This window comes from Candidatus Pelagibacter sp. HTCC7211, from assembly GCF_000155895.1.
Lineage (GTDB): Bacteria > Pseudomonadota > Alphaproteobacteria > Pelagibacterales > Pelagibacteraceae > Pelagibacter.
Genome location: NZ_DS995298.1, coordinates 1,060,481 through 1,079,856, shown reverse-complemented (window position 1 = coordinate 1,079,856; position 19,376 = coordinate 1,060,481). Strand labels below are relative to the sequence as shown.

Below are 19,376 nucleotides of genomic sequence, written 5' to 3'. Positions count from 1 at the left end.
ATGCCAGCTTCATTAAAAGGCATTCGTGTTTTAGAAATGTCTCAAATTATGGCAGGACCAACTTGTGGACTTTTGTTAGCAGACTTAGGTGCAGAGGTAATCAAAATAGAAAAAACTCCTGGAGGTGATGATACAAGAAGATTTCTACCTCCTGATATAAATGGTGAAGCTGCTGCATTTATGATGATGAATAGAAATAAGAAGGGAATAGCATTAAACTTAAAAGACAAAGATGGAATAGAAATTTTTAAGAAAATGGTTAAAAATTCTGATGTAGTTTTAGAAAATTTTAGAAAAGGTACATTAGAAAAATTAGGTATTGGTTATGATGTAATTTCTAAAATAAATCCTAAAATTATTCTCTGTGAAATTTCTGGATATGGTAGAACAGGTCCTTATGCAGATAAAGGTGGGTTTGATTTAGTAGCTCAAGGTATGAGTGGTTTAATGAGTATTACTGGAGAAAGCAAAGATAAACCACCAATGAAAGTTGGTGCTCCTATTACAGATATTACTGCTGGCTTATTGGCTACAAGCGGTATTCTTGCAGCATTGGTTCATAGAAATAAAACAGGCGAAGGTCAAAAAGTTGATACCTCTTTATTTGAGGCTGGAATTGTACACACTTATTGGCAATCAGCTATTGCTGGAGCAACAGGAGAATCTCCTGGTCCATTAGGTTCAGCACATCCATTAACTGCCCCTTATCAAGCATTTAAAACTAAGGATAAGTGGATCACTGTAGGTGCTTCTAATCAAAATACTTGGTTAATGTTATTAAAAGCGATTGATCGAATGGATTTACAAGAAAATGAAATGTTTTCATCAAACTTCAATAGAAAAGAAAATATTACACAACTTGTAGAGATACTTAATAGTGAATTGATAAAAAAAACATCAAAAGAATGGTTAAAAATTTTCGATGAAAACGGTCTACCTTGCGGTCCAATAAATTCGATTAACGAAATGTTCGTGGACCCTCAAACAATTGAAAGAGAAATGATAATTGATGTAGATAATAAAAAAGCAGGAAAAAGCAAAGCTATTGGAATGCCTATTAAATTTTCGAAAAGTAAAACTGAAAAATCTAAAGGTGCACCTAACTTAGGTGAACACACAAAAGAAATCATGAAAATTTTTGATTACAATGACAAACAAATAGATGATTTTTATAATAGAAAAATAATAATTTAATTTACTGTTTCAAAAATTTGAAATAGTAATTCAGATACGTGTTTCCCTTTTTTTTTAGATAAATCAGAAATCTGATGCCTACAACTTGTACCATTAGCTACAATAAAATCTTTTTCATCACTATTATTAATCGCTGGTATCAATGATAAATTTGCCATTTTTTTGGATACTTCATAATTTTTACTATCATAACCAAACGAACCAGCCATACCACAACAACTTGAATCTATCATTTCATTTTTGATATCTAACTCAGATAAAAGATTTTTAAGTCCCTTCATTCTATCTTGCGACTTTTGATGACAATGACCATGAATTAATACATTTTGATCAAATTTATTCATTTTGATTTTATTATCATTCTTAATTTCTTCTAATACAAATTCTTCTAATAAATAAAATTTATTTTTTATTTTATCTTTATTTTTAACATTTTTTAATTTTTGATACTCATCACTAAATGTTAACAAACAAGAAGGTTCAATTCCAACTACTGGTAAATTAAAATAATTATTATCGATAATATAATTATTAAAACGATTTAGTTCCTCTGATGCTTTATCTAATTGACCGTATGATATGTAGGTTCTACCACAGCATAGCGCTCTATTTAATTTGTCTTTTCCAAAACTTGGTATAATCACTTGGTAACCAAACTTATTTAGTACTTTAATTGAATAAATTAAATTTTGATTTTCAAAATTAATATTAAACGTATCTGCAAATAAAATTACTTTTTTTTCTGAATATAATTGATCATTGTAAATTTCTCTTAAAATACTTTGATTTTGCACTTCTGGCATTTGTCTTTCTACTGCAAAACCAAATTTTTCAACTATATTTGAGATTAAAGGTAAATTTTTAATTTTATTAAATATTGGAGCAACAATTTTTAATAGCCAAATAAGTCTTGGCATATCGGATATAACTCTATCTTTAATCCGCATACTAAATTTTTTATAATAATGAGACAGAAACTCACTTTTCATTTTTGCCATATCAACTGACATTGGGCATTCTCTTTGGCAAGCCTTACAACTTACACAAAGTTCCATAGTTTCATACATTTCCTTTGATGCAAATGAACCTTCTGGTAATTGGTTTGATAATGCTAGTCTTAAAGTATTGGCTCTACCTCTAACTAAATCTTTCTCTTCTTTTGTGACTCTATAAGAAGGACACATTACTCCTGAGTCTAATTTTCTACAGGCACCGTTATTATTACACATTTCAACAGCATCACTAAATTGACCCCAACTAGACCAATCATAATGAGTGTTTATATTTTGAGCTTGATATCCTGATTTATATCTCATTAAAGATCTATCATTTGATTTAAGTGGTCTTACAATTTTTCCTGGATTTAATAAGTTTTTACTATCAAAAGTATCTTTAATTTCTTCAAATACATTTGTAATCTTTTTACCAAACATCATTTCATGAAATTCTGACCTTACAATACCATCACCATGCTCACCTGAGTGAGAACCCTTATAGTCTTTGACCATTTCAAAGGTTTCTTCTGAGATAGACTTCATATTTTTTATATCTTCATCAGATTTCATATTTAATACAGGTCTAATATGAAGTGTTCCAACAGATGCATGAGCATAAAACATTCCACTAGTATTATATTTTTTAAATATTTCATTTAATCTCGCTGTATAATCAGCTAAATGATCAAGTGAAACTGCACAATCTTCAATAAATGCAACTGGCTTCTTATCTCCCTTCATAGACATTAAAATATTTAGACCAGCTTTTCTAATTTCAAAAACTTCCTTTTGTTCATCTAGATTAGAATAATATGAAAATTGATTATTTTTATTTTGATTTAAAACTAAATACTCTAAATCTTTAATTTTCTTTTCATAAATACTTTGCTCAGTATCAATAAATTCAACCATCAAAACTGCTTGAGGGTTTCCTTTAATATATTTTTTTATACCCTCTGAATACATGGGTATTTCTCTTGCTAAATTTAATAAATTTTGATCCATTAATTCGACACATGTAGGTTTTAATTTAACTATCTCTTTAGTTAATTCCATTGCTTGATGAAAATTATCAAAATAACAAACACCTAATATTTTATTTTTTGGTATTTCAGAAAGTTTTAATTTTATTTTGTTAAATAAAGATAAAGTACCCTCTGATCCAACCAATATATTTGATGAATTAAAACCATTAGGGTCTATTAAATCAATGTTGTACCCCCCAACTCTTCTTTGTGTAGTTGGCCAATTTTCATCAATCTCGGCCCCAACTCTTTGTCTTAAATCAATAAATTTATCAATTATTTTATAAAATCTGTCTTGATTATTTTTTTGTGCTAAATAGTTTTTTTGTATTTCATCAAAAGTATGTATTGAACCATCATCTAATATTGTCTCAATCGCTAATACATTATGTACCATGTTTCCATAATATAAAGATCTTGAACCACATGAATTATTTGCAGACATCCCACCAATTGTTGCCCTGCTACTTGTTGATACATCAACTGGAAACCATAACCCATAAGGTTTTAGGTATGCATTTAAATGATCTAAAACTACACCTGGTTCTACCCAAACTGATTTTTCGTCAACATTTAAATCCAAAATTTTATTTTGATGTCTTGAGTAATCTAAAACCAAACTTTCTCCAACTGTTTGTCCACATTGCGAGCTTCCACCACCTCTAGCCAGCAAAGGAATTGAGTTTTTTTGTGAGTACTCCATCACATTCAGTACATCGTTGGTATCTTTTGGTAAAACTACTCCAATAGGTTTTATTTGATATACAGATGCATCTGTACTGTATCTTCCTCTTGAGAATTCATCGAATAAAGTTTTTCCATCAACTTTACTGCTAATTTCTTTTTCAATTTTTAAAATTTGATCTGAACTAAACATTAATAAATTAAATAAAGAATTATTTATTTTTGTAAACTAATTTACCGAACTTTTTTAACGCGGCTTCAGAAATTTGTAGCCCTAAACCTGGTTTTTCATTTAAATGTATCCATCCATTTTCCATTTTATGAGGATTTTCAAATAATTCTGCCTGCAAAGGATCTCTTTCATCATCAAATGACTCAACAATTCTGCCAGATGGAGTCGACGCAACTAATGGTGCATGAATATAACAATCATGATGTGGAGCTATATCTATATGATTTATTTCACATAATGCTGAAAGTTTTTTTCCATTAGTAAATCCTCCAAACATTGTGCAATCAAATTGTAAAATTTGAATAGCATCTTCTTCAATTATTGATCTACATCCATAGGTTGTTAGTTCACTTTCACCACCTGAAATGGGTATATCAGTCTGCTTAGATAATAATCTTAGAGTTCTTCTGTCATCTTCCCATCTTAATGGTTCTTCAATCCAAGTAGGTTTAAATTTTTTAAACTCTTTAACACCTTCTATTGCTGTTTTTAGATCCCAAGCTCTATTCACATCAATCATTAAATCTTTTTCTTCCCCAATCTCATCTCGAATTATCTCTAATCTTTTTTCATCTTCCTTAATAGTCAATCCACCTACTTTAACTTTAAAACTTTGATGACCAATTTTGATTAATTTATTTAATTCTTCTCTGAGCTCTGTATTACTTTTACCGTCACGATAATATCCACATGTCACATAAACTGGTACTTTGTTTCTATAACCACCAAAAAGTTTGTAGAGAGGGATATTTGACGATTTTCCAATCAAGTCCCAACAAGCGATATCTAAGGCTGCTGAAATTCTAATTATAGCTTCTTTGCTCCAACCTTTTTCATTACTAATTCTTGTATCGGTTAATTTAAAAATTTTTTGGTAAATTTTTTCAGGACAAAAGGGGTCTTCTCCAATTATTAAATCTGAAAGACCATTTGAGAAAGGTTTTATTAGCGGAGCAATATCTGTATAGCTTGTAGCTAAACCAAAACCAGAATTACCATCTTTATTTTTGATTTTTATAAGTAATTCATTTGCCGTAGGAACTATAAAGTGACTAACCCAGTGCGACTTAACATCAAATGGGTTACTTAAAGTATAAATTTCTAAACTATCTATTAAGTTACTACTATTTGTCATATATTTTAAATTTGATTATACATTTACTTTAACATATACAGCGTTATGGCAATTTCAAATACTATCAGACCTGGAAGACATTTTTTACAGATACCTGGACCTACAAACGTTCCAGATAGAGTTCTTAGAGCTATGGATTATCCTACTATTGATCATAGAGGACCTGATTTTGCAGAATTAGGTCTAAGGGTATTAGATAGAATTAAATTAATTTTTAAAACGTCAGAACCTGTAATAATTTTTCCAGCATCTGGCACTGGAGCTTGGGAAGCAGCAATGGTCAATACATTAAGTGCTGGAGACAAAATTTTGATGTTTGAAACAGGGCACTTTTCTACGCTTTGGTATGATATTGCTCATAAATTTAAATTAGAAATAGATTTTGTAAAAGGTGATTGGAGAACAGGTGTTGACCCAAACATTGTTGAGTCTAAATTAAAAGAAGATACAGAAAAAAAAATTAAAGCTGTATGTGCTGTTCATAATGAAACTTCAACAGGTGTGACGAGTAGAATTGGTGAAATTAGAAAAGCAATGGATAATGCAGATCATCCAGCTTTATTATTTGTAGATACAATATCCTCTTTAGGTTCTATAGATTATAGGCACGAAGAATGGAAAGTTGATGTAACTGTTGGAGGATCACAAAAAGGTTTATTATTGCCTCCAGGACTTTCTTTTAACGCAATAAGTTCAAAAGCATTAGATGCGTATAAAAATTCAGATTTACCCAAATCATATTGGGATTGGGAACCAATGATAGAAAATAATAAAAAAGGTTATTTTCCATATACCCCAGCAACTAATCTCTTATATGGGTTAGATGAAGCCATTAATATTCTTACAGAAGAAGGATTAGAAAATGTATTTAATAGACATAAACGATTTGCAGAAGCTACAAGAATTGCTGTCAATGCTTGGGGGTTAGAAATTTTATGTAAAAATCCTGATGAATATTCGAGCTCTTTGACTGCGGTGCTTGTACCGGAAGGACATGATGCGGACTCATTAAGAAAGATAATTCTAGATGATTTTAATATGTCGCTAGGAACTGGATTAGCGAAAGTAGCTGGTAAAGTTTTTAGAATTGGTCATTTAGGAGATTTTAATGAATTAATGTTAGCTGGAACTCTATCTGGTGTTGAGATGGGTCTTATGAAATCAAAAATTCCTTTTAACAAAGGTGGCATACTTAAAGCACTTGAATTTCTTTGCTAATATTTAGTACATTTTAATAAATTAATATTATTAATTAATAATTCAGCTATTTTTAAATAGTAATAGACCTTGACGTTAGTATTCTAAAAGATATAAAACACTATATTTTTTGGTAATGGGCGGTTAGCTCAGTTGGTAGAGCATCTCGTTTACACCGAGGGGGTCAAAGGTTCGAGTCCTTTACCGCCCACCAAAATTTTTGAAGTGGGGGTGTAGCTCAGTTGGTTAGAGCGATCGCCTGTCACGCGATAGGTCGAGGGTTCGAGTCCCTTCACTCCCGCCACTTTCTTTCAATTAAATTAATTAACAGCTTAAGTAATTGATATTATTAGTTTTTTTAAATTTATTAATCTAAATTATTGAAATTGTTAACTTTTTTTTTATGAAAAATGTGACGTATCAACGCTTCAACATAAAATAAAAACTGATATATAGACTCGCATGTTATCTGATTTTCTAAAAGATTACTTACCAATAATTATTTTTTTGATCATCGCTCTTGGTTTGAGCTGTGCATTTGTGGTAATTAATTTTATTCTTTCGCCAAAAAGACCTGATCCCGAAAAACTTTCAGCATACGAATGTGGATTTGAACCTTTTGAAGACTCTAGAATGGAGTTTGATGTTAGATTTTATTTAGTTGCTATACTATTTATTATATTTGATTTGGAAATTGCTTTTTTATTTCCATGGGCGATTTCACTTGGGAACATTGGATTATTAGGTTTTTCATCAATGATGATTTTTCTATTCATTCTTACAATTGGATTTATTTATGAATGGAAAAAAGGCGCTTTAGACTGGGAATAAATTATTAACCATAATGAATAATAAGATTGATCAAGTTCCTGAGGAATTTAAACAACTTGCAGAAGATTTTAGTAAGAATGGTTTTATAACCACATCACTTGATAACTTAATTAATTGGTCAAGATCAGGTTCACTTCATTGGATGACATTTGGACTTGCTTGTTGTGCAGTAGAGATGATGCAAACAGCAATGCCAAGATATGATTTAGAAAGATTTGGTGCTGCACCACGTGGTTCACCAAGACAATCAGATGTTATGATTGTAGCTGGAACACTTACTAATAAAATGGCACCGGCATTAAGAAAAGTTTATGATCAAATGCCTGAACCAAGATATGTAATTTCAATGGGAAGTTGTGCAAATGGAGGAGGTTATTATCACTACTCATACTCAGTGGTTAGAGGCTGTGATAGAATTGTACCTGTTGATGTTTATGTTCCTGGATGCCCACCATCCGCTGAGGCTTTATTATATGGAATACTTCAACTTCAAAAAAAAATTAGAAATAAAGGCTCTTTCATTAGGTAAACATGATTAACTTAGAAGATTTAGAAAAAAAAATAAATTCAGAGTTAACAACTAAGATTAATAGTACTGAAATTAAACACAATCAATTATATATAGAAACGGATAAGGATGATTTAATTGATGTAACTCTTTTTATTAAAACTAATCAAGACACTAAATTTAGACAACTTATTGATATAACAGTTGTTGATTATCCTGAGAATACACAAAGATTTAAAATGGTATATCTTTTTTTAAGTCATGAATACAATCAAAGAATTATTTTAAGTTATTCAATTAATGAAAATGAAATAATTCCATCATTAACAAGCATTTTTCCTGCATCAAATTGGATGGAAAGAGAAGTTTTTGATATGTACGGTGTTTCATTTAAAGATCACCCTGACCTTAGAAGAATATTGACGGATTATGGTTTTGAAGGTCATCCCTTAAGAAAAGATTTCCCATTAACCGGGCACACTGAAGTCAGATACAGTGAAGATCAAAAAAAAGTAATTAATGAACCAGTTAAATTAGAACAGAATTATAGAAATTTTGACTACGAGAGTCCTTGGGAAGGTACGAAATATATTAAAGAAGAATTAGATAGTAATGACAAAAAAAATTAAAAATTTAAATCTTAACTTTGGACCGCAACACCCAGCTGCACATGGTGTTCTTAGATTAATCTTAGAATTAGATGGGGAAGTAGTTGAAAAAGCTGATCCACACATTGGATTACTACATAGAGGAACAGAAAAATTGATCGAAAATAAAACTTATATGCAAGCAGTACCTTATTTTGATCGACTTGATTATGTTGCTCCAATGAATCAAGAGCATGCTTTTGCACTAGCTGTGGAAAAAATATTGGAAATTGATGTTCCGATTAGAGCTCAATATATAAGAGTTATTTTTTGTGAAATAGGAAGAATTTTAAGCCATATTTTAAATGTTACTACACAAGCACTTGATGTTGGTGCATTAACTCCATCACTGTGGGGTTTTGAAGAGAGAGAAACATTGATGACTTTTTATGAAAGAGCTTCAGGCTCAAGATTGCATGCAAATTATTTTAGAGCAGGTGGTGTTCATCAAGATTTACCACACGGATTAGAAAATGATATTGGCAAATTTTGCCAAACATTTCCAAAAATAATAGATGATCTTGAGAGTTTGTTAACTGATAATAGAATTTTCAAACAAAGAAATGTTGATATAGGCATAGTAACTAAGGAAGATGCTTTAGATTATTCATTTTCAGGAGTGATGATAAGGGGTTCAGGTGTACCATGGGATCTAAGAAAATCACAACCCTACGATTGCTATGATCAGTTAGATTTTAAAATTCCAGTTGGAAAAAATGGAGATTGTTACGACAGATATTTGTGCAGAATTGAAGAAATGAAGGAAAGTGTTTCTATTATAAAACAATGTTTATCTAAAATGGAAAAAGGTCCAATTAAATCGTTAGATGGAAAAATTAGTCCACCTGCTAAAAAAGATATTAAACAATCTATGGAAGCTTTAATTCATCATTTTAAACTTTTTACAGAAGGATACAGAGTACCTAAAGACGAGATTTATACTGCAGTTGAGGCACCAAAAGGAGAATTTGGTGTTTACTTAATATCTGATGGATCAAGCAAACCTTACAAATGTAAAATAAGAGCACCTGGATTTTCACACTTACAATCAATGGATTATCTAATTAAAGGACATATGTTGGCTGATGTACCAGCAGTATTGGGTTCATTAGATATAGTTTTTGGTGAGGTTGACAGATGAGTTTAAAAAGACCAGCAAAAGATCAACCAGAGAATTTTGAATTTAATTCTTCATCTTTAGAGGCTGTCAAAAATATTGTTTCAAAATATCCAAAAGGTAAGCAACAAAGCGCAGTAATGGCTCTACTTTACATAGCGCAAAGACAAAACAATAACTGGATACCTTTAGCTGCCATGAAGTATATCGCTAAATTTTTGGAGATGCCGTATATAAAAGTTTATGAGGTAGCAACTTTTTATACTATGTATAATTTATCTCCTGTAGGAAATTTTTTTGTTCAAGTTTGTACAACTACCCCATGCATGATTAGAGGAGCTAACAAACTTGTTGAAGCCTGCAAAGAAAAAATTTCTGAGAATGAGTGTGAGTTGTCAAATGATAAAAGCTGCTCTTGGATGGAAGTAGAGTGTCTAGGAGCTTGTGTAAACGCTCCAATGATGCAAATCAATGACGATTATTATGAAGATTTGGATAAAGAAAAAACATTAAAAATATTAGATAAGATTTTAAAAGGTGAAACACCTAAACCAGGTTCTTATAGAGGAAGAGTTAATAATGAGCCTGAAAATAATAGAAAAACATTAATGGATTTAAAAAATGCTTAAAGATAAAGATAGAATTTTTCAGAATTTATACAATGATTTAGGTTCTGATTTAAACTCATCGCAGAAAAGAGGTGATTGGGTCAATACAAAAGAATTAACAGACAAAGGTAGAGACTGGATAATTAATGAAATTAAATCCTCTGAATTAAGAGGAAGAGGTGGAGCAGGTTTCCCAACAGGGTTAAAATGGTCATTTGCACCTAAAGAAGTTGGATCAAGACCACATTATTTAGTAATCAATGGTGATGAGTCAGAACCTGGTACTTGTAAAGATAGAGATATCTTAAGATTTGAACCTCACAAATTGATTGAAGGATGTTTAATAGCATCTTACGCGGTTCAAGCCCATGTTTGTTACATTTATATAAGAGGTGAATATTTTATTGATGGTCAAAAACTTCAAGCTGCAATAGATGAAGCCTATAAAAAAAAATTGATTGGAAAAAATGCAGCAGGAACTGGATGGGATTTAGATATTTATATTCACTATGGTGCAGGTGCATATATTTGTGGTGAAGAAACAGCATTACTTGAAAGTATAGAAGGAAAAAAAGGTCAACCTAGATTAAAACCTCCTTTTCCAGCATTAATAGGTTTGTATGGATGTCCAACAATAATTAATAATGTTGAAACAATAGCTGTAGTTCCAACTATTCTTAGAAGAGGTGGTAAATGGTTTTCTTCACTTGGTAGAGAAAGAAACACAGGTACTAAAATTTTTTGCATATCAGGAAATGTAAATAATCCTTGTAACGTTGAAGAAGAAATGAACATTCCTTTAAAAGAATTAATAGAAGTTCATGCAGGTGGTGTTATTGGTGGATGGGATAATTTACAAGCTGTAATTCCTGGTGGATCTTCAATGCCGTTAATTCCTAAAAAAAAATGTGAAACATTAACGATGGATTTTGATTCATTAATGGCTGAAAAAAGCGGGTTAGGTACGGCAGGTATAGTTGTAATTAATAAAGACCAGGACATAATTAAATGTATGGCACGAATTGCAAGATTTTATAAACATGAAAGTTGTGGCCAGTGCACACCTTGTAGAGAAGGATCTGGATGGATGTGGCGTATGCTTGAGCGTATGGCAAAAGGTGAAGCTACAAAAGATGAAATTGAAATGTTAGGAGATGTAACAAATCAAATTGCTGGACACACAATTTGTGCATTTGGCGAAGGATCATCATGGCCAGTTCAAGGTCTTCTTAGACATTTTAAAAAGGAAATAGAGGAAAGAAATAATTTAGATCTTATTGTGGAGAAAAAAAATACAATTCCATACTTAGTAGATCAACATTTATTGGATAAAAAAAATGCTTAAACTTAAAGTAAATAATATTGATGTAGAAGTAGAAGAGGGTCTTACTGTCCTTCAGGCTTGTGAAAAAGCTGGAGTTGAAATTCCGAGATTTTGCTATCATGAAAAATTATCTATTGCTGGAAATTGTAGAATGTGTTTGGTTGAAATGGAAAAGTCTCCTAAGCCAGTAGCTTCATGTGCTATGCCGGCAGCAGATGGAATGAATATTAAAACGAATACAGCTTTTGTAGAAAAAGCAAGAAAAGGGGTTATGGAGTTTTTATTGGCTAATCACCCTTTAGATTGTCCAGTTTGTGATCAAGGTGGAGAGTGCGATCTTCAAGACCAGTCAATGTTTTATGGTGTAGATAAATCAAGATTTAAAGAAAACAAACGATCAGTTCCAGAAAAGAATATGGGACCATTGATTAAAACACAAATGACAAGATGTATTCATTGTACACGATGTGTAAGATTTGCAACGGAGGTAGCTGGTGTACCTGAAATTGGAGCGATTGGAAGAGGTGAGGATATGCAAATTACAACTTATTTAGAGCAATCCATGCAATCTGAGCTATCTGCCAATGTAGTAGATTTATGTCCAGTAGGAGCTTTAACATCAAAACCATATGTGTTTGAAGCAAGACCTTGGGAGCTTAAAAAAACGGAGTCCATTGATGTAATGGATGCAATCGGATCTAATATTAGAGTTGATACATATGACTGGGAAGTAAAAAGAATTTTACCAATAATTAATGAAGATATTAATGAGGAATGGATTTCAGATAAAACAAGATATGCTTGTGATGGTTTACTTCATCAAAGATTAGACACACCTTTCATTAAATATAATGGAAAATTTGAAAAAGCTTCATGGAATGAAGTTTATAAAATCATTAAATCAAAGTTTGAAAATATATCAAAAGAAAAAATTTGTGGATTTGTTGGAGATTTAACAAACATGGAGACTAGTTATATTTTTAAGGAATTTTTTGACAGAACATTAGATAATAATAATTACGAGTCTAGAACTGATAATCGATATTTAGATTTAAGTGAAAGAGAAAATTATTTATTTAATTCATCAATAAATGGCATTGAAGATTCAGACTTAATTTTTTTAATTGGTACAAATCCTAGATACGAAGCAACAATCTTAAATGCAAGAATTAGAAAATCATACTTAAATAATAATACTAAAATAATTTCTTTAAATGAATTAGGTGATTTAACTTATCCTTATGAAAGTTTAGATGGCCAAACTCAAACTTTGAAAGATATTTTTGATGGAAATCATGAAATTTCAAATTTTATTTCAAATGCAAGCAAACCAATAATAATTTTAGGTGAATCTTTTTTAAACTTAAATTCTTCAAAATATTTTTTCAAAAAAATTAAAAAATTTCTAATAGAAAATAATAAGATAAATAATGAGTGGAACTCTTTAAATACATTGTCTTGTGATGCTGCAACAGTAGGTAATTATGATCTTAAATTAATTAATAAAGATAAAAATTTATTAAAAGATTTGAAAGATCATAAATTTGAAATTGTTTACTTAGTTGGACAAGATAATTTGAACTTTGAAAAAAAAGATGAATTTGTAATTTATCAAGGAAGTCATGGTGATAAGGGAGCAGAATTAGCAGATATTATTTTACCAGGCTCTGCTTACACAGAACAAGATGGTTACTTCACAAATTTAGAGGGCAAATTACAAAAAGCTTATAAAGCTTCATATCCCCCAGGTGAATCCAAAGAAGATTGGTTAATTATCAATGAAATTGCTGAGTTTATGAACAATAGAAAACTATTTAACGATAAGGATGAATTAGAAAGCAGCATGTTTAACTACCTGAATTTACAAAAAGAAAAGCACTCAGATACAAAAAATAATGAAGAAAATGACAAAGCAAATGAATTTAATAACGAAATGTTAAAAATTAAAATTAAGGATTATTATTTTTCTAATGTTATAGCCAGATCTTCAAAAACAATGATTGAATGTAATAATTCAAAACATAACCTCAAATCTACAGGTACAGAAGGATAATATGGAATACTTTAATATTTTTTTTCAGGAAGTTTATAAGATTTTATTTTTGTTAGTTCCAGTCCTTGTCTCTGTTGCAATGATTGTTTGGCTTGATAGAAGAGTTTGGGCTTTTGTTCAAAAAAGACAAGGCCCTAATGTAGTTGGTCCATTTGGATTACTACAATCTCTTGCTGATGCTTTAAAATATATTTTTAAAGAAATAATCATCCCGTCTAGTTCAAATAAAATGATTTTTATTTTAGCTCCAATTGTAACAATGACATTAGCTTTAATATCATGGGCCGTAATACCTTTTAGCGCAACACAAGTTTTAGCAGATATTAATGTTGGAATTCTTTATTTGTTTGCAGTTTCATCTTTGGGAGTTTATGGTATTATTATGGGTGGATGGGCCTCCAACTCAAAATATCCTTTTCTTGGAGCAATTAGATCTGCAGCACAAATGGTATCTTACGAAGTATCAATAGGAGTTATTATTATCAATGTCTTACTTTGTGTTGGATCATTAAATTTAAACGACATTGTAGAAGCTCAAAAAAATTTATGGTTTGTAATTCCACTATTTCCAATGTTTGTTATTTTTTTTATTTCAGCTTTAGCCGAAACTAATAGACCTCCATTTGATTTACCTGAAGCTGAAGCAGAATTAGTTGCAGGATATCAAACTGAATATTCAGGAATGATGTACGCTATGTTTTGGTTGGGTGAATATGCAAATATTTTATTAATGTGTGCAATGGGTGCAATTTTATTTTTGGGTGGCTGGATGTCCCCTGTTGAAATTTATCCCTTTACACTAGTACCAGGGGCAATTTGGTTAATTCTTAAAATATTATTATTATTTATTTTATTTGCTTTAGTTAAAGCCATTGTTCCTAGATATAGATACGATCAATTAATGCGTCTTGGTTGGAAAGTTTTCTTGCCTCTTTCTCTAATATGGGTGGTACTAACAGCTAGCTACTTATTTTATTTCAATCTTTTACCGACAAATTAATTATGAAATTATCAAGATTTTTTAAAACAATATTTATGACCGACTTTATTGGAGGCTTAGTTATTGCAATTAAGGAATTATTTAAATCAAAAAAAACTATCAATTATCCTTTTGAAAAAGGTAAAATTAGCCCGCGGTTTAGAGGCGAACACGCACTTAGAAGATATCCAAATGGAGAAGAGAGATGTATAGCATGCAAATTATGTGAAGCAGTTTGTCCAGCTCAAGCAATTACCATCGAGTCAGCAGCTAGAGAAGATGGAAGTCGAAAAACTACTAGATATGATATCGATATGATGAAATGTATTTATTGTGGATTATGTGAAGAGTCATGCCCTGTTGATGCTATCGTTCAAGGCCCAAATTTTGAATTTTCTACAGAAACAAGAGAAGAGTTATATTACACAAAAGAAAAACTATTAGATAATGGTGATAGATGGGAGAATGTTTTAGCAGCTAATATTAAAGCTGATAATCCATACAGATAGATTAATGATCGCTCATGCCATATTCTTTTATTTATTTTCTTTAATTGCAATTGTTTCCGCAATTATGGTTACTGCATCTAAAAATACAGTTCATTCTGTTTTTTTTCTAATCTTAGATTTTATTAGTATTTCATGTTTATTCATTATGATTGGTGCTGAGTTTTTAGGAATGATAATGTTAATTGTCTATGTTGGTGCAGTAGCAGTTTTATTTTTATTTGTTGTAATGATGTTAAATGTCGCTCAACAAAAAAATCAATGGTTTGCCTCAGAAGAAAGTTCAGGTCATATACCTGTAGGATTAATTATAAGCACTCTTATATTTTTTGAATTAATAATTGTTATTGGAGGCTGGAAATACAAACCTGATTTATTTGATTTAAATAATTCAATGACAAATTATAGCTTAAGTAATACCCACTCAATTGGTCAAATTTTATACACTGACTACATTCATATTTTTCAAATTAGTGGAATGATTTTATTGGTAGCGATGGTAGGGGCTATAGTATTAACTTTTAGAAAAAGAGAGGGCGTTAAAACTCAAAGTTATTTAAAACAAATATCAAGAGAAAGATCTGAGGGAGTTAAGATTATTGAAGTAGAATCGAATAAAGGAGTTAAAATTGATGACTGAAATTGGTTTAGGACATTATTTAACTTTAGGTGCAATTATTTTCTCAATTGGAATAATTGGAATTTTTCTTAATAGAAAAAATATTATTGTAATATTAATGAGCATTGAATTAATATTACTTGCAGTTAATATAAATTTAGTTGCGTTTTCTATTTTCCTGGGCGACCTTGCAGGACAAGTTTTTACATTATTTATTCTAACAGTGGCTGCAGCTGAGGCTGCTATTGGTCTAGCTATTATAGTAGTTTACTATCGAAACTCCGGGACTATACGTGTGGAAGAAATAGATAAATTGAAAGGATAATATGGAAATTTCAATTTTGTTTCTTCCTTTGATAGCGTCAATAATATCTGGTTTTTTTGGAAAAATGATTGGTGACAGAAATTCAGAAATTGTTACTAGTTTACTCGTATCGATATCAGCACTGTTATCTATTTTTGTTTTATATCAAGTAATTGTTAATCAATATGAGGAAAATATTGTAATTGCTACTTGGATTAATTCAGGTTCACTTGATGTAAATTGGTCAATGCTGATTGATCCACTATCAGCGGTTATGTTAGTTGTAGTGACGTCAGTTTCATCTTTAGTTCATATTTATTCTATTGGATATATGTCTCACGATCCTCACAAACCAAGATTTATGGCTTATTTATCATTGTTTACTTTCGCAATGTTGATGTTGGTAACTTCAGATAATTTTATACAATTATTTTTTGGTTGGGAAGGTGTTGGTTTATGTTCATATTTCTTAATTGGATTTTGGTTTAAAAAAGAAAGTGCAAATGCAGCTGCAATTAAAGCATTTGTAGTAAATAGAGTAGGTGATTTTGGATTTGCCTTAGGGATATTTTTAATTTTTTATTTATTTGGAACAGTTAATTATTCAGAGGTATTTCAACAAATTCCAACTGTGGTAGATCAAAACTTATCTTTCTTAGGTTTTGAAGTCAAAGCTATAGATTTAATTTGTTTATTTTTATTCATAGGAGCCATGGGTAAATCTGCTCAGATTTTACTTCATACGTGGTTGCCAGATGCAATGGAAGGTCCAACTCCTGTATCAGCTTTAATTCATGCGGCTACAATGGTAACGGCAGGCGTATTTTTAGTTGTAAGATGTTCACCTATTTATGAGTACTCTCCATTGATATTAAACTTAATTACAATTGTAGGGATGACAACAGCTTTTTTTGCTGCAACAGTTGCATTAGTTCAAACAGATATAAAAAAAATTATCGCTTACTCAACTTGTAGTCAGCTTGGATATATGTTTTTTGCAGCAGGTGTTGGTGCTTACAATGTTGCAATGTTTCATTTATTTACTCATGCTTTTTTTAAGGCTTTATTATTTCTAGGATCTGGTTCTGTAATACATGCATTTAAAGATGAGCAAGATATAAATAATATGGGAGGTGTTTGGAAAAAATTACCTTACACTTATGCTTTAATGATCATAGGAACTCTGGCTCTTACTGGGTTTCCATTTTTATCAGGATTTTATTCTAAAGATGCTATTATTGAATTTGCTTATCTTAAAGGAAATACCACAGGTTATTATGCAGCTGGTATTGGAATTTTTACCGCTTTTTTAACTTCAATCTATTCATGGCGATTAATTTTCAAAACGTTTCATGGAGAATACAACAATAAAGAAGTCAAAATAGAAGAGACACATGAGTCACCGTTAGTGATGTTAATTCCTTTGTTAATATTATCTATTGGTGCAATTTTCGCTGGCTTTGTATTTAAAGACTTATTCATAGGACATAGTGGTGATAATTATTTCTGGGCAGAGTCTATAAAATTTTTAGAACCTCTTAGTAAAGAACATCCTCCTACTTGGTTTTTACTTTTAACACCTTGTTTAGTACTGATTTCGATACCAATAGCTTATTATTTATTTGTAAAAAATAAAAAATTACCCGAAGAAATTACAAATTTGAACAGGCCTTTATATAAATTTTTAATAAATAAGTGGTATTTTGATGAATTTTATGAGGTCACAATCATTAAACCTTCAAAAAAATTAGGTTTATTTCTATGGAAATTCTGTGATGGAAAGTTAATTGATGGGTTTGGACCTGATGGAATTTCATCCTTTATCAAAAAATGTTCTATTAAAGCAAATAAATTTCAAAGTGGTTTTATCTATCAATATGCATTTGTAATGCTATTAGGATTTTCAGCTTTATTAACTTTTTTAATTGTTAGATAATGAATTTTCCAATTTTATCTTCTTTAATTTTATTACCAACTATTGGTGCTTTATTTTTATTCTTTACTAAAGATAAAGAAGGAAACAACTCAACAGCAAAATATGTCTCTCTTTTTACTACATCTGTTAATTTTTTAATTTCTATTTATTTATGGGTTTCTTTTGATCAATCTACATCTAATTTTCAATTTATTGAGGATAGAACTTGGATTGAAGGATTTATTAATTATAAAGTAGGCGTTGATGGTATTTCAATCTTATTCATTATATTAACTACGTTTATTACACCACTTTGTATTATTTCAGTAAACAACTCAGTTAAAAAAAGATTAAGAGATTTTCTTATTGCAATATTAATATTGGAAAGTTTCATGATAGGAGTTTTTTGTGCTCTTGATTTGGTAGTCTTTTACTTATTCTTTGAAGCAGGTTTAATTCCTATGTTTTTAATAATTGGTATTTGGGGTGGACCTAAAAGGGTTTATTCAGCATTTAAATTCTTTTTGTATACTTTGTTAGGTTCAGTTTTAATGTTAGTTGCAATTATTTCAATTTACTGGATCTCAGGTACTACAGATGTCATTAAGTTATACGAATTGGGAATTGATGCAAAATATCAAAACCTATTATGGTTAGCTTTTTTTAGTTCATTTGCTGTTAAAACACCTATGTGGCCTGTCCATACTTGGTTGCCAGATGCTCACGTTGAAGCACCTACAGCAGGATCAGTATTACTTGCAGCTATATTGCTTAAAATGGCTGGGTATGGATTTATAAGATTTTCATTAGGTCTTTTTCCAATTGCATCAGAAGTATTCACACCTTTAATTTATGCTTTAAGCGTTATTGCCATCATCGTCACTTCATTAATTGCTTTAATGCAAGAGGATATGAAGAAACTTATAGCTTATTCTTCTGTAGCTCATATGGGTTTTGTAACCTTAGGTGTTTTTACAATTCAGCAACAAGGTATTGAAGGAAGTATAATCCAAATGATTAGTCATGGATTAGTTTCTGCAGCATTATTCTTATGTGTTGGTGTTGTTTACGATAGAATGCATTCTAGATTAATCAGTTCATATGGTGGTATTGTTACAATTATTCCTAAATATTCTATATTATTTATGATCTTTACCCTTGCTGCTCTTGGATTACCTGGAACAAGTGGATTTGTTGGTGAATTTTTAATTTTAATGGCTGTTTTTAAAGATAATTTCCTTGTAGCTGTTTTAGCAAGTATAGGAGTAATTTTAGGTGCTGCATATATGCTTTGGCTTTATAAAAGAGTTATATTTGGAAAATTAATTAATTCAGATTTAAAATCAATGATGGACTTAGATAGATCTGAGTATTTTATATTAACATGTTTAGCTATACCTACTTTGTATTTTGGATTTTATCCTGATCCTTTAATTAATACAATTGAAGTCTCGGTTAATGATTTAATTGATATGTATAATAAAAATTTACTAATCAAATAAT

At 30.4% G+C, this 19,376-nt stretch carries 17 protein-coding genes and 2 tRNA genes; 17 read left to right on the top strand and 2 right to left on the bottom strand.

The window, feature by feature from the left end:
• Window positions 1-1,194 carry a CaiB/BaiF CoA transferase family protein gene (locus tag PB7211_RS05830; protein ID WP_008544834.1) on the top strand — a complete coding sequence of 398 codons (1,194 nt, stop codon included), beginning with the start codon at window positions 1-3 and terminating at the stop codon, window positions 1,192-1,194.
• Here PB7211_RS05830 and PB7211_RS05825 read toward each other — a convergent pair.
• Together PB7211_RS05825 and PB7211_RS05820 are read right to left on the bottom strand one after the other, a co-directional pair.
• A complete protein-coding gene (locus tag PB7211_RS05825) occupies window positions 1,191-4,091 on the bottom strand; it encodes an FAD-binding and (Fe-S)-binding domain-containing protein (protein ID WP_008544083.1) in 2,901 nt (966 codons plus the stop codon). The genes PB7211_RS05830 and PB7211_RS05825 overlap by 4 nt on opposite strands.
• A gap of 19 nt (window positions 4,092-4,110) precedes the next feature.
• The gene (locus PB7211_RS05820; protein WP_008544247.1) at window positions 4,111-5,265 is read right to left on the bottom strand and encodes a mandelate racemase/muconate lactonizing enzyme family protein; all 1,155 of its coding nucleotides are present in this window, start codon (window positions 5,263-5,265) and stop codon (window positions 4,111-4,113) included.
• A gap of 45 nt (window positions 5,266-5,310) precedes the next feature.
• On the opposite strand from PB7211_RS05820, the gene PB7211_RS05815 reads away from it, so the two are divergent.
• The 16 genes from PB7211_RS05815 to PB7211_RS05740 all read left to right on the top strand — a co-directional run bounded on the left by PB7211_RS05815 (window position 5,311) and on the right by PB7211_RS05740 (window position 19,375).
• On the top strand, window positions 5,311-6,483 hold the full coding sequence (locus PB7211_RS05815; protein ID WP_008546137.1) for a pyridoxal-phosphate-dependent aminotransferase family protein: 1,173 nt from the start codon (window positions 5,311-5,313) through the stop codon (window positions 6,481-6,483).
• A 117-nt stretch (window positions 6,484-6,600) separates the two neighbouring features.
• Window positions 6,601-6,676: transfer RNA gene (locus tag PB7211_RS05810), tRNA-Val, on the top strand.
• 13 nt (window positions 6,677-6,689) lie between these two features.
• Window positions 6,690-6,766 (top strand) — tRNA-Asp (locus PB7211_RS05805).
• A 158-nt stretch (window positions 6,767-6,924) separates the two neighbouring features.
• The gene (locus PB7211_RS05800; protein WP_008544136.1) at window positions 6,925-7,293 is read left to right on the top strand and encodes an NADH-quinone oxidoreductase subunit A; all 369 of its coding nucleotides are present in this window, start codon (window positions 6,925-6,927) and stop codon (window positions 7,291-7,293) included.
• A gap of 13 nt (window positions 7,294-7,306) precedes the next feature.
• Window positions 7,307-7,822: a NuoB/complex I 20 kDa subunit family protein gene (locus PB7211_RS05795; RefSeq protein ID WP_008545579.1), complete on the top strand. Its 516-nt coding sequence runs from the start codon at window positions 7,307-7,309 to the stop codon at window positions 7,820-7,822.
• A 2-nt stretch (window positions 7,823-7,824) separates the two neighbouring features.
• Window positions 7,825-8,430, top strand: coding sequence for an NADH-quinone oxidoreductase subunit C (locus PB7211_RS05790; RefSeq protein ID WP_008544076.1), 606 nt, complete (start codon window positions 7,825-7,827; stop codon window positions 8,428-8,430).
• The gene (locus PB7211_RS05785) at window positions 8,414-9,589 is read left to right on the top strand and encodes an NADH-quinone oxidoreductase subunit D (RefSeq protein ID WP_008545245.1); all 1,176 of its coding nucleotides are present in this window, start codon (window positions 8,414-8,416) and stop codon (window positions 9,587-9,589) included. Before PB7211_RS05790 ends, PB7211_RS05785 begins: the two co-directional genes overlap by 17 nt.
• On the top strand, window positions 9,586-10,194 hold the full coding sequence (gene nuoE, locus PB7211_RS05780) for an NADH-quinone oxidoreductase subunit NuoE (RefSeq protein WP_008544289.1): 609 nt from the start codon (window positions 9,586-9,588) through the stop codon (window positions 10,192-10,194). Before PB7211_RS05785 ends, nuoE begins: the two co-directional genes overlap by 4 nt.
• Window positions 10,187-11,518: an NADH-quinone oxidoreductase subunit NuoF gene (gene nuoF, locus PB7211_RS05775; protein ID WP_008546021.1), complete on the top strand. Its 1,332-nt coding sequence runs from the start codon at window positions 10,187-10,189 to the stop codon at window positions 11,516-11,518. The genes nuoE and nuoF overlap by 8 nt, the downstream gene beginning before the upstream one ends.
• Window positions 11,511-13,550, top strand: coding sequence for an NADH-quinone oxidoreductase subunit NuoG (gene nuoG / locus PB7211_RS05770; protein ID WP_008545581.1), 2,040 nt, complete (start codon window positions 11,511-11,513; stop codon window positions 13,548-13,550). The genes nuoF and nuoG overlap by 8 nt, the downstream gene beginning before the upstream one ends.
• A 1-nt stretch (window position 13,551) precedes the next feature.
• Window positions 13,552-14,550: an NADH-quinone oxidoreductase subunit NuoH gene (nuoH, locus tag PB7211_RS05765; protein WP_008545747.1), complete on the top strand. Its 999-nt coding sequence runs from the start codon at window positions 13,552-13,554 to the stop codon at window positions 14,548-14,550.
• Between the two features lie 2 nt (window positions 14,551-14,552).
• Entirely contained in the window at window positions 14,553-15,038 is a 486-nt protein-coding gene (gene nuoI / locus PB7211_RS05760) for an NADH-quinone oxidoreductase subunit NuoI (protein WP_008544974.1), read from the top strand.
• 4 nt (window positions 15,039-15,042) lie between these two features.
• Complete coding sequence (locus tag PB7211_RS05755) at window positions 15,043-15,675, top strand: NADH-quinone oxidoreductase subunit J (RefSeq protein ID WP_008544999.1); 633 nt, start codon at window positions 15,043-15,045, stop codon at window positions 15,673-15,675.
• On the top strand, window positions 15,668-15,979 hold the full coding sequence (gene nuoK / locus PB7211_RS05750; RefSeq protein ID WP_008545829.1) for an NADH-quinone oxidoreductase subunit NuoK: 312 nt from the start codon (window positions 15,668-15,670) through the stop codon (window positions 15,977-15,979). The genes PB7211_RS05755 and nuoK overlap by 8 nt, the downstream gene beginning before the upstream one ends.
• Before the next feature lies 1 nt (window position 15,980).
• A complete protein-coding gene (gene nuoL, locus PB7211_RS05745) occupies window positions 15,981-17,894 on the top strand; it encodes an NADH-quinone oxidoreductase subunit L (RefSeq protein WP_008546127.1) in 1,914 nt (637 codons plus the stop codon).
• The gene (locus PB7211_RS05740) at window positions 17,894-19,375 is read left to right on the top strand and encodes an NADH-quinone oxidoreductase subunit M (RefSeq protein WP_008544657.1); all 1,482 of its coding nucleotides are present in this window, start codon (window positions 17,894-17,896) and stop codon (window positions 19,373-19,375) included. The genes nuoL and PB7211_RS05740 overlap by 1 nt, the downstream gene beginning before the upstream one ends.
• Window position 19,376 lies beyond the last annotated feature (1 nt).

Coding starts and splice junctions, on each gene's coding strand:
- PB7211_RS05830 (WP_008544834.1), top strand. CDS start 1: ATGCCAGCTTCATTAAAAGGCATTCGTGTTTTAGAAATGTCTCAAATT.
- PB7211_RS05825 (WP_008544083.1), bottom strand. CDS start 4,091: ATGTTTAGTTCAGATCAAATTTTAAAAATTGAAAAAGAAATTAGCAGT.
- PB7211_RS05820 (WP_008544247.1), bottom strand. CDS start 5,265: ATGACAAATAGTAGTAACTTAATAGATAGTTTAGAAATTTATACTTTA.
- PB7211_RS05815 (WP_008546137.1), top strand. CDS start 5,311: ATGGCAATTTCAAATACTATCAGACCTGGAAGACATTTTTTACAGATA.
- PB7211_RS05800 (WP_008544136.1), top strand. CDS start 6,925: ATGTTATCTGATTTTCTAAAAGATTACTTACCAATAATTATTTTTTTG.
- PB7211_RS05795 (WP_008545579.1), top strand. CDS start 7,307: ATGAATAATAAGATTGATCAAGTTCCTGAGGAATTTAAACAACTTGCA.
- PB7211_RS05790 (WP_008544076.1), top strand. CDS start 7,825: ATGATTAACTTAGAAGATTTAGAAAAAAAAATAAATTCAGAGTTAACA.
- PB7211_RS05785 (WP_008545245.1), top strand. CDS start 8,414: ATGACAAAAAAAATTAAAAATTTAAATCTTAACTTTGGACCGCAACAC.
- nuoE (WP_008544289.1), top strand. CDS start 9,586: ATGAGTTTAAAAAGACCAGCAAAAGATCAACCAGAGAATTTTGAATTT.
- nuoF (WP_008546021.1), top strand. CDS start 10,187: ATGCTTAAAGATAAAGATAGAATTTTTCAGAATTTATACAATGATTTA.
- nuoG (WP_008545581.1), top strand. CDS start 11,511: ATGCTTAAACTTAAAGTAAATAATATTGATGTAGAAGTAGAAGAGGGT.
- nuoH (WP_008545747.1), top strand. CDS start 13,552: ATGGAATACTTTAATATTTTTTTTCAGGAAGTTTATAAGATTTTATTT.
- nuoI (WP_008544974.1), top strand. CDS start 14,553: ATGAAATTATCAAGATTTTTTAAAACAATATTTATGACCGACTTTATT.
- PB7211_RS05755 (WP_008544999.1), top strand. CDS start 15,043: ATGATCGCTCATGCCATATTCTTTTATTTATTTTCTTTAATTGCAATT.
- nuoK (WP_008545829.1), top strand. CDS start 15,668: ATGACTGAAATTGGTTTAGGACATTATTTAACTTTAGGTGCAATTATT.
- nuoL (WP_008546127.1), top strand. CDS start 15,981: ATGGAAATTTCAATTTTGTTTCTTCCTTTGATAGCGTCAATAATATCT.
- PB7211_RS05740 (WP_008544657.1), top strand. CDS start 17,894: ATGAATTTTCCAATTTTATCTTCTTTAATTTTATTACCAACTATTGGT.